The organism is Spirosoma radiotolerans, from assembly GCF_000974425.1.
In the GTDB taxonomy this organism is placed as follows: Bacteria; Bacteroidota; Bacteroidia; order Cytophagales; family Spirosomataceae; genus Spirosoma; species Spirosoma radiotolerans.
The window spans coordinates 6,323,455-6,341,317 of the sequence record NZ_CP010429.1 but is presented as its reverse complement, the minus strand read 5'-3'; the positions used below and the strand labels follow the sequence as shown (position 1 = coordinate 6,341,317).

Genomic DNA, 17,863 nt, shown 5'->3' with positions numbered 1-17,863 from the left:
TGCACTTTCCTGCGCGCAGTTGCCTGTATAATTTTATAAAAGTGGCTCTCTGGCCGTTTCATATCGTATGATTGAACTCATTCTTATTGCAATAGTAAGCCTATTGGCTCAACTTATTTTGCCGTGGTGGAGTCTTGCCGTGGTGGCGTTTATTGTCTGTTTCTGGCGCAGTCCGGGCAGTGGTCGGGCATTTTTATCCGGTTTTGCTGGCATTGCGCTGGTGTGGCTGATTTATGCCCTTGTTATTCACACCCGCACCGATGGCGTTTTTACTGGACGAATGAGTGAATTACTTTTTAAAACGAATGCAAGTGCACTGCCCCTGCTAGTGACGGCGCTGGTTGGTGGTTTGGTTGGCGGACTGGCCGGACTGTCAGGCTACTTTGCTAAACAGGCCATTGGAAATCAGGCTGAAAGCCGGACGGCCAATCGGCCCCACGCATAATTCCATAAATCCCTGTACCTTTGTATTATAAATTGCTAACTAACTGATTCGTTTCCTGTGAAGAATGCCTCGTTAATTCTAAACGTCATCCTGACGATTGCCGTAGCCGTACTGTACTACCTGCATTTTAAAGATCACCAGCCAGAAGCTGTTTCTACCGTAAAAGCACCCGCCGAAGCAAAAGGTAAAGCGATCGTTTATGTAAACGTCGATTCGCTTTTAACAAAATACGATTATTTTAAAGACACCCAGAAAGTCCTTGAAAGCAAGCGTTTCCAGTTAGAAAACGATCTGGCGACCAAAGGCCGTAACCTGCAGAATAAAGTTGCTTTCTTCCAACAACGGGCGGCTACCATGACTCAGGAGCAGGGGCGTGCTACCGAGGCATCGCTTCAGAAGGAGCAACAGGATATTCTGGCTTACCGGGAGCGGGCTGCCCAAAACCTTGCGGCTGAAGAGCAGGCAAAGAACAAGCAACTCTACGATCAGATTTTCGATTACCTGAAGAAACAAAATGGACAGAATAAGTACGAATTCGTGCTGGGCTATACAAAAGGTGGCGGGATTCTGTTCGCCGATCAATCGAGTGACCAAACCAGCAAAATTCTGGCCGGTCTGAATAAAGAATACCAGGACAAGCAGACGAAAAAATAAATCCTGTCGTTCCTGACAATTGCCTGACTCATCCGGCTACTAAACGAAAGTTTGGTAGCCGGATTCGTTTCTGGTTGAACAAGCCTATGTTACATTACACCGGGTTTCAACCCGGCGCAAGGCAATTCGTGTTATCATTTACGCCGGGTTTCAATCCGGTGTAAATGGTATTCTATTAAACTCAATGCAGGTAGGCTTATCAAATTTTTCAGCTTCGGTAAACCTCTCTTACTTTTCAGATGTTCCTGCTCTTACCGGGTTACTTCAGTAGCCCGATTCATTATTTAGCCTGTTGGAAACAGACCGTGCGTCATATATCCAACATCATATATCCTACATCCATACATGGCTTCTGCGTCTATTGTTAAACAAGTTGATATCCGAAATCGTCGGGCTTCCTTCGAGTATTCGTTTTTAGAGACGTATACCGCTGGTATCGTTCTGACGGGTACCGAAATAAAATCGGTTCGGCAGGGGAAAGTGAACTTGCAGGATGCCTATTGCCTAATTCATGGCGAAGAGCTTTTTATTCGTCAGATGAGCATTGCGGTCTATACCGAAGGCACTCATTATAACCACGAGCCTCTTCGGGACCGTAAACTGCTGCTGACAAAGCGGGAGATCAGACGGCTTGCTGAAAAATTGAAAGACCAGGGCCTGACTATGGTACCGATCCGCATGTTCACGAATGAGCGCGGCTTTGCCAAGGTCGATATTGCGCTGGCAAAGGGTAAAAAGCTGTTCGATAAACGCGACAGCATTAAAGAGCGCGACGTCGAGCGGGAGATGCAACGGGAGCGCTATTAGGGCAATTTATGGCAAAAAACTAGTGACCAAGTAGGGTAAAATAGTCCTTACGGGCTTTTTGACTATGTTACCTGAGTTTTGTTTTCACTCGGTATGGCCTGATATATTTTTCACAAGTATTGCCGATATGTGGATAACTCTGTAACTTGCTACCGTACAGAGGCTCTAAACGCAATATGGGTAGGAAAGTATTAGTCTTAAACCAAGATTACAGTGCCTTCAGCATCTGCTCCGTTCCCAAAGCATTTTTGCTGGTTTATTTAGACAAAGCCGAACTCGTAGCTGAATCGGAGCAATTTATGCTCCGTACTGTTTCGGCGGAGTATCCGATGCCATCGGTCATTCGCCTGCATCGATACATAAGTTTACCCTACAAAGGGGTCATGCTCACTCGGCAGAATATATTCAAACGGGATGGTCATCACTGCCAGTACTGCGGAACTACGGACGATCTAACTCTCGACCATGTGTTACCAAAGTCGCGGGGAGGCAAAACTAGTTGGGACAACCTGACCACGGCCTGCAAGCGGTGTAATTCACGCAAGGGTGACTACACGCCTGAAGAGGCTAATCTCAAGTTACGACAGCGGCCCTTTAAGCCAACATTTCTGGTGTTCCTGCGTGAATTTTCGGGTTCCCTTGAACAAAGCTGGATGCCATTTTTAACCAAAAAGGAAAAGGCCTTTAAATAGGGCTATCCGTCGAGAAGGAAAAAGCAGCGGGTGGAGTAGGTGATGCGGGCGGTTTGTGCCTGGTTTACCTGCTCCACCCGCTGCTTTTTTTGTCTTCGGCCCTCAACATCAAAGAGTTTTGCCTCTGGCGAAACTTTTTATGGAAACCAATTGCTATCTTTGCAGTCCTTTTCCGAAAGGGAAAAAATTTACAACTAAAGTCAGCCCGCCATTGACCCACGGACTGATGTACTGAGCGGGTCAGGAAACATTTTTTTATGAGCAAAACGCAGCAACGCGAACTGCCGGCATTTGATTGGGACCGGGCAGACAACAAAGGGTTTGGAAGCGGCTATTCGGTTGAAGAACACAACCGGATGTTGGAACTTTACGACAATACACTGTCGGAAGTTAAAGAAAAAGAAGTGGTTATGGGAACCGTCGTTGGGATAACGGATCGGGAAGTACTACTCAACATCGGCTTCAAGTCGGATGGCTTAGTGCCAGCTTCTGAATTCCGGGATATGCCGGACCTGAAGATGGGTGATGAAATTGAAGTTTACGTAGAAAATCAGGAAGACCCGAACGGTCAGCTGGTTCTGTCGCGCAAGAAGGCGAAAGTGATCACAGCCTGGCAGAAAATCCAACGTGCGCTGGATGAAGACCTCGTTATCGATGGTTTCGTGAAGCGCCGGACGAAAGGTGGACTGATTGTTGATATTTTCAGCATCGAAGCGTTCTTACCTGGCTCGCAAATCGACGTGAAGCCAATTCGCGACTTCGATGTGTTCGTTGGCAAGAAAATGGAGGTTAAAGTCGTCAAGATCAATTATGCTAATGACAACGTAGTTGTTTCGCATAAAGTCCTGATCGAGAAAGACCTTGAAGCACAACGCGCTCAAATCCTGAACAACCTCGAAAAAGGTCAGGTACTGGAAGGCGTTATCAAGAACATGACAAACTTCGGTGTGTTTATCGATCTTGGTGGCGTAGATGGTCTGCTGCACATCACGGATATTTCGTGGGGCCGCATCAGCCACCCATCCGAAGTACTGCACCTCGACCAGAAGGTCAACGTGGTTGTTCTTGACTTCGACGAAGACAAGAAACGTATTTCGCTGGGCATGAAGCAACTCCAGGCTCACCCTTGGGATGCTCTGGCTGAAGACATTCAGCTTGGCTCGAAAGTGAAAGGCAAAATCGTAAACGTAGCCGATTACGGCGCGTTCCTCGAAATTCAGCCGGGTGTAGAAGGTCTGATCCACGTATCGGAGATGTCGTGGTCGCAGCACTTGCGTAACCCACAGGAGTTCCTGAAAGTTGGTGATGAAGTTGAAGCACAAGTGTTGACACTGGATCGTAACGACCGCAAAATGTCGTTAGGCATCAAACAACTGACGGAAGATCCCTGGACTCGTCCTGAACTGCGTACAAAATACGCCGTTGGTACCAAGCATAAAGGCATGGTACGTAACCTGACCAACTTCGGTCTGTTCCTTGAACTGGAAGAGGGCATTGATGGTCTGGTACACGTATCGGATCTATCCTGGACGAAAAAGGTGAAACACCCTTCGGACTTCATCAAAGTTGGTGACGAACTCGAAGTTGTGGTATTGGAGCTGGACGTTGACAACCGTCGTTTGGCACTGGGCCACAAACAACTCGAAGAGAACCCATGGGATACGTTTGAAACCGTATTCGCCGTTGGCACCATTCACCGTTGTACGATTCTGAACAAAAACGACAAGATGGCTACCCTCGAACTACCTTATGGTATCGAAGGCTTCTCGTCGCTCAAGAATCTGGGTAAAGAAGATGGTACCTTCGCTGAAGTTGGTGAATCACTTGACTTTAAAGTAACGGAGTTCTCGAAAGAAGAAAAGCGGATCATGCTCTCGCACACCAAAACGTGGCAGGAGAAAAATGAACCCGTAAAAGAAGCAAAAGCACCGAAAGCCGCTGCACCAAAGGCAGCTTCAGCACCGGCTCAGGCCGAACGTGGTGCTACGCTTGGCGATCTGGACGCTCTGGCAGCTCTGAAAGAGCAACTGGAAGGCCGGAACTAGGCTAAATAGCTTACTTCGTACGAACGAAATGCCCCTAACCTTTTTGGCTTAGGGGCATTTTTTTAAAGAAGAGTTTCCTTATACAAGATAAAATCGTATGTTTGCACTCCCGAATTGGCGACCTGCGCTTAATTCAATTCAATAGGGTTCCGTGGCCGAGTGGCTAGGCAGTGGTCTGCAAAACCTCGTACAGCGGTTCGAATCCGCTCGGAACCTCCCTTATATAAAGTGCCATTTGACTAACATTCTCGGACGAGAACCGGTCAAATGGCACTTTTTTTTGTTAGAAAAAGATTAAATCCAGACCCCGATTTTAGGCTTTAACTGGCTTGTTAATTAGAAACAATATAAATAAAATAGGCAATCAAATAACTAAAGAGCAAGTTTTGACTATACAGCAATCGTGTCGTACTTTTGGGCGCTAATAAAATGGCGGTGGTGATTATGTCAATCAACTCAATAAATATAGTTCATAAAATGAGTCGCTTCTATAAGCTTTGCGTGGCTATTGTTCTATCGCTGACACTGTTGGTTTCCAACAGCCAAGTGAAAGCGCAGGATGCAGCAGCCGGTGGTGCTCCAGCTGCAGGTGCGGCAGCCCCTGCTGGGGGCGGTGGTGATGCCGAAAAAGGGAAATCACTGTTCACAAATAACTGTGCACAGTGCCATGCGGTAACCGATGAGAAAGTTGTTGGTCCTGGTCTGAAAGGAATTGAAGGACGGGCACCCAGCAAAGACTGGTTACACAAGTGGATCAGAAATTCATCGGCGGTGATTGCCTCAGGGGATGCCTATGCAAACCAGGTTTTCAACGCCAATGGTAAAGTACAAATGTCGAGCTTCCCGAACTTAACGGATGCAGACATTGATGGCATTCTGGCTTATATTGATCAGCAAGGTAAACCTGCACAGGCTGCCGCAGTTGCTGGGGAAAAAGACTCTAAAAATGCCGGTGGCCCTGGTGGGTCTGGTCCATCAACAAGCGGTGGCCCATCGGAACTGTTCACCTTTGTTCTGGTGGCATTACTGATTGTTATGTTACTGGTGCTTGGCGTATTATTAGCGATCGTCACAATTCTATCGAAAGCTGTAACCCCTGCAACGGTTGACGGCACACAGCCAGTCGGTTCACTAGGCCAACGCATCAAAACAGGTTTGTCAGATGCATTCAACAACACAACCCTTCGTTCGATTGTCATCTGGTTGTTTCTACTGGTCGTTACCAAAGCGACCATCGATGGGGCTTATGGTGTAGGTATCCAACAGGGTTATGCACCAAAGCAGCCGATTGCTTACTCGCACAAACTACACGCAGGTCAGTACAAAATTGACTGTAACTACTGCCACACAGGCGTTAACAAAGGTAAGAGTGCAACGATCCCATCGGCAAACATCTGTATGAACTGCCATGGCGTCATTAAGAAAGAGTCGCCGGAAATTCAGAAAATCTACGCGGCTATTGAAAATAACCAACCTATCGAGTGGGTTCGGGTGCACAACCTACCTGATCTGGCTTACTTCAACCACGCTCAACACGTAAACGTGGGTAACGTACAATGCCAGACTTGTCACGGTGCCATTGAGCAAATGGAAGTAGTTGAACAGCGCTCGTCGTTAACGATGGGCTGGTGTATCGATTGCCACCGTCGTACGGAAGTTAACACCAAAGACAACGCATACTATGACAAGCTGGTCGCTTTGCACCGCAAGGAAAGTAAAGAGCCGCTCAAAGTAGCGAACATCGGTGGTCTGGAATGTTCTAAATGTCACTATTAATTTAATGTATCACGAACGTCAGGAGCGCTATTGACTCTTGGTTGATCTCACTGTATACATTACTCATTTTAACCATTGCCGCATACAACACGCATGGAAAATACATCTAAACGGTATTGGAAAGGGGTTGAGGAGTTACGCAATGACGCGACGTTTGTCAAGAACGCCAATAGCGAATTTGCTAACCCCGATCTGAGTGAATCATCGAAGGACCTGGACGGTCTGCTCGGCGGTTCAAACACCCAGCGCCGTGACTTTTTAAAAGTAATGGGCTTTGGTATGGCCGCTGTATCACTGGCTGCCTGCGAAACGCCGGTACACAAGGCTGTTCCCTATATTAATAAGCCAGAGTTTACATTCCCTACAATCTCTGATTACTACGCGTCTACCTATGTTGAGGGGGGCGATTATGCCGCAATTTTAGTAGAAACCCGCGAGGGACGGCCTATTAAAATAGAAGGTAATCCGCAGTCGAGTATTACAGGAGGTGGTACTACCGCTCGTGTTCAGGCTTCTCTTTTGTCGCTGTATGACATCGATAAACTAAAAGGAGCAAAGCGTGGTGAAACAGATATCGATTGGGCTACTGCCGATCGTGAAATTGTTAACCAGTTGAACTCGGTTGCTAGCAAAGGTGGTGCAATCCGAATAGTATCGTCAACCATTCTCAGTCCGGCTACAAAAGCGGTAATTGCTGACTTTGCGGCTAAATACCCAACCGTACGGCACATCACTTATGATGCGAACTCTGTGTTTGGCATTGTACAGGCTAATCAGGCGTCGTTTGGCAAAGCAGTCATTCCTTCCTATGACTTAAGCAAAGCGGAAACGATTGTTAGTATCGGTGCTGATTTCTTGGGAACCTGGATAGCTCCTCTCGAATTTATGGGGAACTACGCCAAAACACGTAAGATTGGTGCTATTGGTGGTGGCAAAAAAACCATGTCACGCCATTACCAGTTTGAAACAGGCTTGTCCATGTCGGGCGCTAATGCTGATTACCGGACGCCGATCAAACCTTCACAGGAAGGGCTGGTCGTCGCAGCGCTTTACAACAAAGTCGCGGCTAAACTGGGTGGTACCGCAATCAGTACGCCATCGGTGGCGGTTGATAACTTAGATAAAGCTGCTAACGATCTAGCCAAGTCACGCGGCAAGGCGTTAGTTTTAGCGGGGTCTAATGATCCAAACGTACAGATTGTTGTCAATGCGTTGAATAGCTTGTTAGGCAGCTATGGAACGACAATTGATCTGAATACCCCCGTCAATTACCGTCAGGGTAATGACCAGCAAATGAACGCCTTCATCAATGAGGCAAAAGCTGGTCAGGTTGGTGCTGTTCTGTTTTATGGTGCCAACCCAGTATACGATCATCCAAGAGGTGCTGAATTAGCCGAAGCGCTGCCAAAAATTCCGCTATCTGTGTCGTTTGCTGACCGCGCTGATGAAACGGCTTCGTTAGTCAAATACATTACGCCTGCTCCTCATTATTTAGAGTCGTGGAACGATGCTGAACCAAAGCAGGGCTATTACAGCCTCATGCAGCCAGCAATTACCCTCATCTATAAAACGCGTCAATTCCAAACAAGTCTGTTAACATGGGCTGGTAAACCAAGTGACTATCAGGTTTATCTGAAAAATTATTGGCGTACCAACTATTTCCCAAAAACATCGGGCTTTAGCTCATTTGATGCTTTTTGGGTACAGTCGTTGAATGATGGTGTATTTGAACCAAATAAAGGACAGGCTGTAGCGGGCGGTGCCTCTTTCACAGGTAATGTAGCCCAAGCGGCTGCCGGTATCGCGCAACGGTACAAGCCGACAACAGGCATGGAGCTTGCGTTGTACGAAAGCTTTGCAATTGGTACCGGGTCGATGGCCAACAACCCTTGGTTACAGGAACTACCCGATCCAGTTTCGAAAGCTTGCTGGGATAATTTCGCTGCTATTTCCCAGAAAACGGCTAAGGATATGGGTGTGGCCCAAAATGATCTGGTGACGGTTTCTGCGAATGGCAAGTCAATAGAACTACCCGTTCTGATTCAACCTGGGCAGGCAGACAACACTGTTTCCATTGCCGTTGGTTATGGCCGTGAGAAAGCGGGTCGGGCTGCTAATGGTGTTGGTAAAAATGCCTTCCCGTTCGTAACATTAACGAATGGTTATGTTACCTACGGCTCAACTAGTGCTAAAGTTGAAAAAGCAAGCGGCCGGCATGAGATTGCCCAAACGCAGACCCACGATACCGTAATGGGCCGTAAGGCTGTATTGCAGGAAGCTAGATTAGCTGCTTATCAGAAAGATTCACAAGCTGGTCGATACAAGCCAAAAGTTCAAACGTCCGTAGGGCCAACAGACCCAACAGATATCACCTTGTGGAATGGCTACGGTAAGCCAAACCACTCATGGGGTATGGTTATCGATTTGAATTCCTGCATTGGATGTAGCACTTGTATCGTAGCTTGTAACGCAGAGAATAACATTCAGGTTGTTGGCCGTCAGGAAGTACTGAATCGGCGTGAAATGCACTGGATGCGTATTGACCGCTACTATAGCAGCGATGCTGAAGCAGAAGATTACTCCGCTCTGGAAGTCGCTTCGGCTAACCCTGAAGTCACGTTTCAGCCAATGCTTTGCCAGCACTGCAGCAACGCTCCTTGCGAAACGGTTTGTCCGGTTTTAGCCACGACACACAGCACAGAAGGCTTAAACCAAATGACTTACAACCGTTGTGTAGGTACTCGTTATTGCGCTAATAACTGCCCTTACAAAGTACGGAGGTTCAACTGGTTCAAGTATTTTGACAACGATAATTACGATTATCATTTCAATAATGACCTTGGTAAAATGGTCATTAATCCTGACGTGACTGTGCGCTCACGTGGGGTGATTGAAAAATGTTCTTTCTGTGTGCAACGGATTCAGGAAACCAAGCTAACGGCGAAGAAAGAACGCCGTCGGTTAGCGCCTGATGAAGTTCAAACAGCCTGTGCTCAGTCTTGTCCGACTAATGCTATCGTTTTTGGCGATATGAACAATCCCGAAAGCACAATTTCTAAACTACTTGAAGTAGAAGGAGAAGGTCGGGCTTTCCATGTGTTGGAAGAAATTAACGTGAGACCACAAATTTCATATCTAACGAAAATTCGGAATAAAGACGAAGAACCTAAGCAGAATAAAAACGCCACTCAAGAATCACACGCTTAAAATAACCGCGGATTGCCAGGGCTGGTAACTGAATTTAGAACAAACCATTACCACAAATCGTAATTCGTGTATTATAAATCATACATCGTAAATTAGTAAGATATATGTCGCATGTAACATCAGCCGTTAGAACTCCCCTCGTCACCGGTGGCAAGACCTATGCCGATGTGACGGAGGATATCAGCAGACAGGTTGAGGGAGCCCCCACCCGCGAGTGGACTATTGCCTTTACCATCGCGGTAGTTGTGCTACTTTACGGGGCCGCCTGTGTATTCTGGACCTGGTGGGAAGGATTAGGTGTTTGGGGCCTGAACAAAACAGTTGGTTGGGCATGGGATATCACCAACTTCGTATGGTGGGTAGGTATCGGTCACGCCGGTACACTGATCTCCGCTATCCTTCTGTTATTCCGTCAGAAATGGAGAACGGCGGTAAACCGGGCTGCTGAGGCTATGACCATTTTCGCTGTATTATGTGCTGCCAGCTTTATCCTGATGCACATGGGCCGGCCATGGTTAGCCTACTGGGCGTTACCGTTACCTAACACTTTTGGCTCATTGTGGGTAAACTTTAAATCCCCACTTGTATGGGACGTATTTGCCATCAGTACATACTTCACTGTATCGCTGGTGTTCTGGTACATGGGTTTGTTGCCTGATTTAGCTACGATTCGTGACCGCGCTCGCAGTAAAGTATCACGGTATATTTACGGTGCCTTTTCCTTAGGTTGGAATGGTTCGGCAAAGAGTTGGGCACGATATGAATACATGAGCTTAATTTTGGCTGGTCTGTCGACTCCTCTTGTATTGTCTGTACACACCATTGTAAGTATGGACTTTGCTACGTCAGTTATTCCTGGCTGGCACACGACAATTTTCCCTCCATACTTCGTTGCGGGTGCTATCTTCTCTGGTTTCGCCATGGTGCAGAACCTGGTTCTGATTATCCGTGTGGTTTTTAAACTGGAAGATTACATTACGATTGAGCACATCGAGTCGATGAATAAAGTCATCACCTTGACGGGTTCGATTGTAGGGGTAGCCTATCTGACAGAGTTTTTCATCGCTTGGTATTCAGGTGTTGAATTTGAGGGCTACGCCTTCATCAACCGGGCAACCGGTCCGTACTGGTGGGCTTATTGGGCGATGATGACCTGTAACGTAATTACGCCACAGCTATTCTGGTCTCGGGCTATTCGTCGGAGTATAGTCTGGACATTTGTACTGTCAGTTATTGTGAACATCGGTATGTGGTTTGAGCGGTTTGTTATTATTGTAACATCCCTTCACCGCGATTACTTGCCATCAAGCTGGGCCATGTTTCACCCAACCTTGTTTGACATCAGCGATTATATTTTCTCGTTCGGTTTCTTCTTCACATTATTCCTGCTGTTCTCGAAGTTCCTGCCAGTAGTGAACATGGCCGAAGTAAAAACTGTAATAAAATCATCATCTGAGAGACTGCCTGTTTCTGTATCGGGAGTAGCTAAAGGTGAGCGCGTTACAAACCCAACGTTTAATAAAGACGTAGAATAAGACTGTCTCAAGTTCCAGACTTATGTGAGTGTCGCTTCAAGCATTACTCATATAAGTCTGAAGGTTGAAGCTTGAAACCTGAAATAGACTAATAAAAGTATGTCAGACGTAAATGGTAACGGTAAGTTTTTGGTCGGCATCTATGATGATGATGATGTCGTATTGAAAGCCGTTAAAGATGTTAAGGAAGCAGGTGTTCGGATTCACGAAGTCTACACCCCATTTCCGATTCACGGATTAGATATTGCACTTGGTCATCCTCGTACTCGTCTGGGTATTGCTGCTTTCCTGTTTGGTTTAAGCGGTACGCTTTCTGCACTGGCCCTAACTTACTATACAGAAGGTTTTGACTGGCCAATGATTGTTGGTGGTAAAGATTCTTACTCACCCATTATATATGTGCCGATTTTCTTCGAATTGACTGTTCTTTTTTGCGCCTTAGGAATGGTTGGTACATTTCTGGTTTCAAATGGCTTAGGGCCAACAGTAAAGCCATTAATGTATGATTTAAGAACAACCGACAATAAGTTTGCTATGGCTATTGATTTAAGCAAAAACAATATTGTCGAAAGTGATATTGAGCAGATTCTGAAAAGATCAGGAGCTGCTGAAGTAAATGTTAAGCAGTTCTAATGTCCAGAATAGGAATGATTACTAAACATACAAGTGTAGCAACACTAGCTGTTATTGGACTGTTATTTGTGGGAACTTCCTGCACAGATAGCCATAATGACACAGGCGTTGTGTATGCACCGCAGATGTACGAACCCGTTGGTTACGAGCCGTACAAACAGGTTCGGGCTAATCCAATTAATGCCAGAGAGCATGGCCTGAATATGCGTCTTCCGGCACAGGGTACAGTAGCACGTCCAAATTACCATACAACATTTGGTGAAGGCGCAAATAAGACGACTGACCTAATGATGTATAATATTCCAGCTGATAGCATTGGAATAGCTGAACGGGTTTTAACAAACCCAATTGCCGATTCTGAAAAAACGCAGGCAGAAGGTCAGGTGTTGTACACCCGTTATTGCAGCCACTGCCACGGTGCTACCGGCAAAGGCGATGGTCCTGTTGCAGCACAGTACAAAGGTGTGCCAAACTACTCCGCCGATGCCTACAAGACTATGAATGACGGACACATTTTCCACGTCATCACACATGGTAAAGGCCGGATGTGGCCACATGGCTCGCAAATAACACCGGAAGATCGGTGGAAGATTGTTCAGTACGTTCACAAACTCCAGCAAGGATAATTTAACGTAAGGCGCGACGACATGAATTGATAATTATCAGTTTATAACTCCCTACGCCCATCGTATTTTAATTAATTGACAAACCAATAAGAATGGCATCGGCTCACGCAATACCGTCCTTAGACGAAGAATTTGAATTTACTGCGGACTCCAAACGCCGGTTAATGATTGGCATTGGAGCCGGAGTCGCGTTAGTAGCAATTGGCGCTTACCTGTTAGCGTCTGGTGCTGGTTCGCACGAAACCCATGCAGTTGCACATAGTGCTGGAGGACATGAGGCACATGGCGCTGGTCATCATGCGTACAAGTGGACAAATCGTTTGTGGGCTAACGTTTGGTTGAACGCCATTTATTTTACAGGCGCAGCAGTTATCGGGATGTTCTTTATTTCCTATAATTATTTGGCTCAGGCAGGCTGGTCGTCGGCTTTTAAGCGGATACCCGAAGCGTTACCTGCCTTTTTACCATTTACAGGAATTGCCATAATCGCTGTATTCTTTCTAGCAGGACAAGATTTATTCCACTGGACAAATCCAGCCCTTTATGATGTAAAGAGTCCCGAATTTGACCCAATCATCAATGGTAAGAAGGGATTCTTAAATACTCCTTTCTATCTAACGCGTATAGTGGCCTACTTCGGTTTATGGTACTTCATGTGGCGCATGATCCGCAACTATTCCCTACAGGAGGATCTGGAGGGTGGAACGGCGTATTATGACAAAAGCATCAAACTTGGCACTGCATTTCTACTAGTATTCGGTGTAACATCATCGACTTCAGCTTGGGATTTTGTCATGTCAATTGACACCCACTGGTTCAGTACCATGTTTGGTTGGTATACGCTGGCTAGCTGGCACGTAACAGGCCTGGCAATCATTACATTGGCAGTTGTTACGTTAAAAGAGCAGGGTTACCTGAAAATTGTAAACGACAGCCACTTACAGGATCTGGGTAAGTTCATGTTTGCCTTCAGTATCTTCTGGACATACGTATGGTTCGCTCAGTTTATGTTGATCTATTACGCCAATTTGCCCGAAGAAACAATTTACTATAGAGAGCGCTTTAGCGGGTTTGGGGGTATTTATAAAGCGCCCTTCTTTGTTAACTTGTTCCTGAACTTTGTTTGCCCATTTCTCATTTTAATGACAAGGGATTCAAAGCGTACGTACATTATTTTGAAGATAGCAGCATGGTGTATCATCATTGGTCATTACTTCGACTTCTATGTCAATATCATGCCTGGAACGGTAGGTGAGCACGGTGGTTTCGGGCCGGTTGAATTCGGTATGATTCTCATTTTTGCGTGTGGTTTTATCTGGACGGTTTCTTCGCAGTTAACAAAGGCTAATTTGATTCCCAAGAATCACCCGATGCTCGAAGAAGCAATACACCATGATATTTAATTAATAACCTGTATCAAGATGGTTTATATAATCGCTATATTATCGGTAATCTTTTTGGGCCTGGCTGCAATGGTCGTTTCCAGAATGGGTGCCGTTGTGAAAAATGCAAGCGGGCCTTCAGTGGAAGGTCAAATAGGCATGAGCAACCGGATCAACGGAGCTATGTTCATGATCTTCTTTATTGTCGGTTTGATTGGCGCTGTCTGGTCGTTTATGTATGCGCGACAGTTTTTCCTGCCAGAAGCTTCGTCTCCCCACGGTCGGCGGACAGATAACCTGTTCTGGATCTCGATGGCTATGATTACAGTAGCGTTTGTCATCACCAATGCGCTGCTGTTTTATTTCGCCTGGAAGTATCAGCATAAAGAAGGACGGAAAGCCGCTTACTATCCAGAAAACCACAAACTGGAGTTGATCTGGACTATTGTTCCGGCTGTAATTATGGCCGTGATGGTCTTTACTGGTTGGCGTGCATGGCGTGACATTATGGCTGAAGCACCAGCGAATGCTCAGGTATTCGAAATCGTAGGAAAACAGTTCAACTGGATTGTACGCTACCCAGGTGTAGATAACAATAAACTTGGTTCGTATAACTACAAGCTGATCGACAATAATAACGATACTGGAATTGACTATACGGATGAAGCATCGTTCGATGACTTTACCTCTACATCGGAGTTACACATTCCTGCCAACAAGCCCGTCTTGTTAAGAATCCGTGCCCGTGATGTATTACACAGCGTATTTATCCCTCACTTACGGGTTAAAATGGATGCTGTACCGGGTATGCCAACGCGTTTTTGGTTCATAGCTGATAAAACGACGGATGAAATGCGAAATATCACAGGCAATCCGGATTTTGGTTATGAAATCGCTTGTACAGAAGTTTGTGGTCAAGGCCACTTCTCTATGCGCATCCGCTTGATTGTTGAAGATGAAGCGTCATGGGCAGCCTGGTGTAAGCAACAAAAGCCTTTACTAACGTCGACTCCAGAACTGGCCGCTCGTATTCCTGCTAACCTGAAAGCAAAAGCGGCTAAATACTTGCCCGCTGATGCTACGGCCGCTCCTGCGGATAGTTCAACTGCGTCACTACCAAAAACAGGCGGAGTAACAACAGCTGTTGCAAAACTTCGTTAAATCTAAACTTACAACAAACCAAATACTATGGCGACTGTAGCAGCTAATTCGGCGGTTGTGGCACATGCAGCTGAGCATGACCATCATGAACCGCAAAGTTTTTGGCGCACGTATATTTTTTCTGAAGACCATAAAACCATTGCTAAACAGTACTTAATTTCGGGTATTGTTTGGTCGATTATTGGAATCAGTTTGTCCGTTATGTTCCGGCTTCAGTTGGGTTTCCCAACTATGAAGCTTGAATTTCTGCGTCCTATTTTAGGTAGCTGGATTAATGAAACGGGCAAATTGGATCCTGATTTTTATCTGGCGCTGGTTACCATGCATGGTACCATCATGGTGTTCTTTGTATTAACGGCTGGTTTGAGCGGCACCTTCTCAAACTTCTTGATTCCGTTACAGATTGGTGCCCGCGACATGGCATCGGGTTTCTTAAACATGTTATCCTACTGGTTTTTCTTTATTGCCAGTGTTATCATGTTCTCATCGATGTTTATTCAAACAGGGCCTGCTGCGGGTGGCTGGGTAATTTATCCGCCTTTAAGTGCATTACCACAAGCGCACAAAGGTTCTGAGTTGGGTATGACACTTTGGTTGACGAGTATGGCACTCTTCATCGTGTCGCAGTTACTGGGTGGTATTAACTACATCACTACTGTTATCAACCTACGGACTCGGGGTATGTCATTCAGTAAGCTCCCATTAACAATTTGGGCGTTCCTACTAACGGCTATTTTGGGCTTGATTTCTTTCCCCGTGCTTCTTTCAGCGGCTTTACTGTTGATTTTCGACCGTAGCTTCGGTACAAGTTTTTACTTATCTGAAATCTACATTAAGGGTGAAGCACTTCCAAATGTAGGAGGTAGCCCAATTCTGTTCCAGCACTTGTTCTGGTTCCTTGGTCACCCTGAGGTGTATATTGTGTTATTACCAGCACTTGGAATGACTTCGGAAATCATTGCGACAAATGCTCGTAAGCCTATTTTTGGCTATCGTGCCATGATTGCCTCAATGATGGGTATTGCCTTTCTTGCCTTTATCGTTTGGGCGCACCATATGTTCGTAACTGGTATGAACCCATTCTTGGGCTCTATCTTTATGTTCTTGACGCTGATTATTGCTGTCCCATCGGCTGTTAAAGCGTTTAACTACATTACGACCTTATGGCGTGGTAACATCCGTTTTACTCCTGCGATGTTGTTCTCCATTGGTCTGGTATCGTTCTTTATCTCGGGTGGTATTACAGGTTTGATCTTGGGTAACTCAGCGCTGGATATTCAACTGCACGATACTTATTTCGTTGTGGCTCACTTCCACTTGGTGATGGGTGCTGCTTCGGCTTTTGGGCTGTTAGCGGGGGTTTACCACTGGTTCCCCAAAATGTTTGGGCGGATGATGAACGAGAAATTAGGGTACATTCACTTCTGGTTAACGTTTATCGGAATTTACCTTGTGTTCTTCCCAATGCACTACGTTGGTATTGCAGGGTTCCCTCGGCGGTATTATGCATTCACAAGCTATGATTTCACGAAGAACATCTTCGCTGACATGAATGCATTTATTAGCCTAGCGGCTATCTTCACCTTTACAGCTCAGTGGATATTTGTCTACAATTTTGTTCACAGTCTGATTAAGGGACGGAAAGCTACTTTGAATCCATGGAGATCAAACACGCTGGAATGGACTACACCAATTCAACCAGGACATGGCAACTGGCCTGGAGAGATTCCTGCAGTTTATCGCTGGCCTTATGATTATAGCAAACCAGGTGCAAAGGATGATTTCATTCCTCAAAACGTGCCTTATTCCCAAACACCAGAGTCAAATCTTCCCCACGAGAATGAACTGATTGGTTTGGAGAAAGAAATCGAGGCACAAAACTTGAATGATCAATTCAAACAGCCTCATTAATAAAAAAGAACAGCGGTTCCGGAGCCTGGTATCCCTGACAATAGTTATCATCTATCTGCTTATTCTGGCAGGTGGCATTGTTAGAGGAACAGGCTCTGGAATGGGCTGTCCAGATTGGCCAAGATGCTTTGGCCGTTGGGTTCCTCCAACTGAAATTTCTCAGCTGCCAGCTAACTACCAAGAGATTTATGGAGCAAAATTGAAGGGTGAAGTTTTATTTAACCCCGTGAAAACCTGGATAGAATACGCCAATCGTTTGCTGGGTGTTTTGTCAGGTTTTCTTGTATTTGCTACATTGCTTGCCTCCCTCTATTACTTACATATAGACAGAATTATCGTCTGGGGGAGCTTAATGGCCTTTCTTTTAATTGGTTTAAATGGCTGGCTTGGTTCTCGTGTTGTGGCTACGGAATTAGCGCAGTATGTAATCACGCTGCATTTATTGTTAGCCATTTTGCTTGTATTTACCTTATTGTTTGTGTGGGTTCGGTCTAGCTCGAGTAAATGGAGAGTAGAAAGCGAAAAAACAAGCACACTTCGTCTATTACTCGCCATTGCGTTGCTATTAACCCTTGCGCAAATTGTATTGGGGGCGCAGGTTAGAGATGTGCTTGATAGCGTAGTAAAGCGGATAGGTTATGGAGAACGGGATAGCTGGATTAGTCAATTGGACTGGCGCTTTTATGTCCACAGATCTTTTTCGCTTGCCATATTTGCCTTCCACATTAGCATTATCTATCAGCTCCGTAAGCTTAATAAGAGAGGCCAATTAGTTAAGTTAACAAACATACTAATAGGTTTTATTGTAGCAGAGATTGGTACAGGCGTTATCATGGCCTACTTAGGCGTACCTGCTTTTGCTCAACCTATCCACTTAGTTTTAGCCATTTTAATAATTGGTCTACAATTTTCGATAAGTCTGCTTTTGACACCCAAGCTTATAGCAACAGGTAGCGTGAATCAAGCGACTCGACTAATAAAAGCATAAT

The 17,863-nt window shown here is 45.7% G+C and carries 14 protein-coding genes and 1 tRNA gene; all 15 read left to right on the top strand.

The annotated features are described in order from the left end of the window. Positions 1–67: 67 nt before the first annotated feature. The 15 genes from SD10_RS25810 (at position 68) to SD10_RS25740 (ending at position 17,862) form a co-directional block, all read left to right on the top strand. Positions 68–445: a hypothetical protein gene (locus tag SD10_RS25810; protein ID WP_046577998.1), complete on the top strand. Its 378-nt coding sequence runs from the start codon at positions 68–70 to the stop codon at positions 443–445. Positions 446–502: 57 nt separating this feature from the next. After that, positions 503–1,099, top strand: a complete 597-nt coding sequence (locus SD10_RS25805) for an OmpH family outer membrane protein (RefSeq protein WP_046577997.1) — start codon at positions 503–505, stop codon at positions 1,097–1,099. Positions 1,100–1,444: 345 nt separating this feature from the next. Continuing rightward, a complete protein-coding gene (gene smpB / locus SD10_RS25800) occupies positions 1,445–1,906 on the top strand; it encodes an SsrA-binding protein SmpB (protein WP_046577996.1) in 462 nt (153 codons plus the stop codon). A gap of 176 nt (positions 1,907–2,082) precedes the next feature. Further along, entirely contained in the window at positions 2,083–2,598 is a 516-nt protein-coding gene (locus SD10_RS25795) for an HNH endonuclease (RefSeq protein ID WP_046577995.1), read from the top strand. 257 nt (positions 2,599–2,855) lie between these two features. Further along, positions 2,856–4,643 carry a 30S ribosomal protein S1 gene (rpsA, locus tag SD10_RS25790; RefSeq protein ID WP_046577994.1) on the top strand — a complete coding sequence of 596 codons (1,788 nt, stop codon included), beginning with the start codon at positions 2,856–2,858 and terminating at the stop codon, positions 4,641–4,643. A 145-nt stretch (positions 4,644–4,788) separates the two neighbouring features. Further along, positions 4,789–4,859, top strand: a tRNA-Cys gene (locus tag SD10_RS25785). 228 nt (positions 4,860–5,087) lie between these two features. Beyond that, positions 5,088–6,419 carry a c-type cytochrome gene (locus SD10_RS25780; RefSeq protein ID WP_046580169.1) on the top strand — a complete coding sequence of 444 codons (1,332 nt, stop codon included), beginning with the start codon at positions 5,088–5,090 and terminating at the stop codon, positions 6,417–6,419. A 93-nt stretch (positions 6,420–6,512) separates the two neighbouring features. Next, the gene (locus SD10_RS25775; protein ID WP_046577993.1) at positions 6,513–9,626 is read left to right on the top strand and encodes a TAT-variant-translocated molybdopterin oxidoreductase; all 3,114 of its coding nucleotides are present in this window, start codon (positions 6,513–6,515) and stop codon (positions 9,624–9,626) included. A 104-nt stretch (positions 9,627–9,730) separates the two neighbouring features. After that, the gene (gene nrfD / locus SD10_RS25770) at positions 9,731–11,161 is read left to right on the top strand and encodes an NrfD/PsrC family molybdoenzyme membrane anchor subunit (protein ID WP_046577991.1); all 1,431 of its coding nucleotides are present in this window, start codon (positions 9,731–9,733) and stop codon (positions 11,159–11,161) included. 99 nt (positions 11,162–11,260) lie between these two features. Beyond that, on the top strand, positions 11,261–11,794 hold the full coding sequence (locus SD10_RS25765) for a DUF3341 domain-containing protein (protein WP_046577990.1): 534 nt from the start codon (positions 11,261–11,263) through the stop codon (positions 11,792–11,794). 14 nt (positions 11,795–11,808) lie between these two features. Further along, complete coding sequence (locus SD10_RS25760) at positions 11,809–12,420, top strand: c-type cytochrome (protein WP_148562512.1); 612 nt, start codon at positions 11,809–11,811, stop codon at positions 12,418–12,420. 92 nt (positions 12,421–12,512) lie between these two features. Further along, the gene (locus tag SD10_RS25755) at positions 12,513–13,823 is read left to right on the top strand and encodes a hypothetical protein (protein ID WP_046577989.1); all 1,311 of its coding nucleotides are present in this window, start codon (positions 12,513–12,515) and stop codon (positions 13,821–13,823) included. 18 nt (positions 13,824–13,841) lie between these two features. Then, on the top strand, positions 13,842–14,963 hold the full coding sequence (locus SD10_RS25750; RefSeq protein ID WP_046577986.1) for a cytochrome c oxidase subunit II: 1,122 nt from the start codon (positions 13,842–13,844) through the stop codon (positions 14,961–14,963). Between the two features lie 27 nt (positions 14,964–14,990). Beyond that, positions 14,991–16,874, top strand: coding sequence for a cytochrome c oxidase subunit I (locus SD10_RS25745; RefSeq protein WP_046577985.1), 1,884 nt, complete (start codon positions 14,991–14,993; stop codon positions 16,872–16,874). Continuing rightward, positions 16,849–17,862, top strand: coding sequence for a COX15/CtaA family protein (locus SD10_RS25740; RefSeq protein ID WP_046577984.1), 1,014 nt, complete (start codon positions 16,849–16,851; stop codon positions 17,860–17,862). The genes SD10_RS25745 and SD10_RS25740 overlap by 26 nt, the downstream gene beginning before the upstream one ends. Position 17,863: the final 1 nt, after the last annotated feature.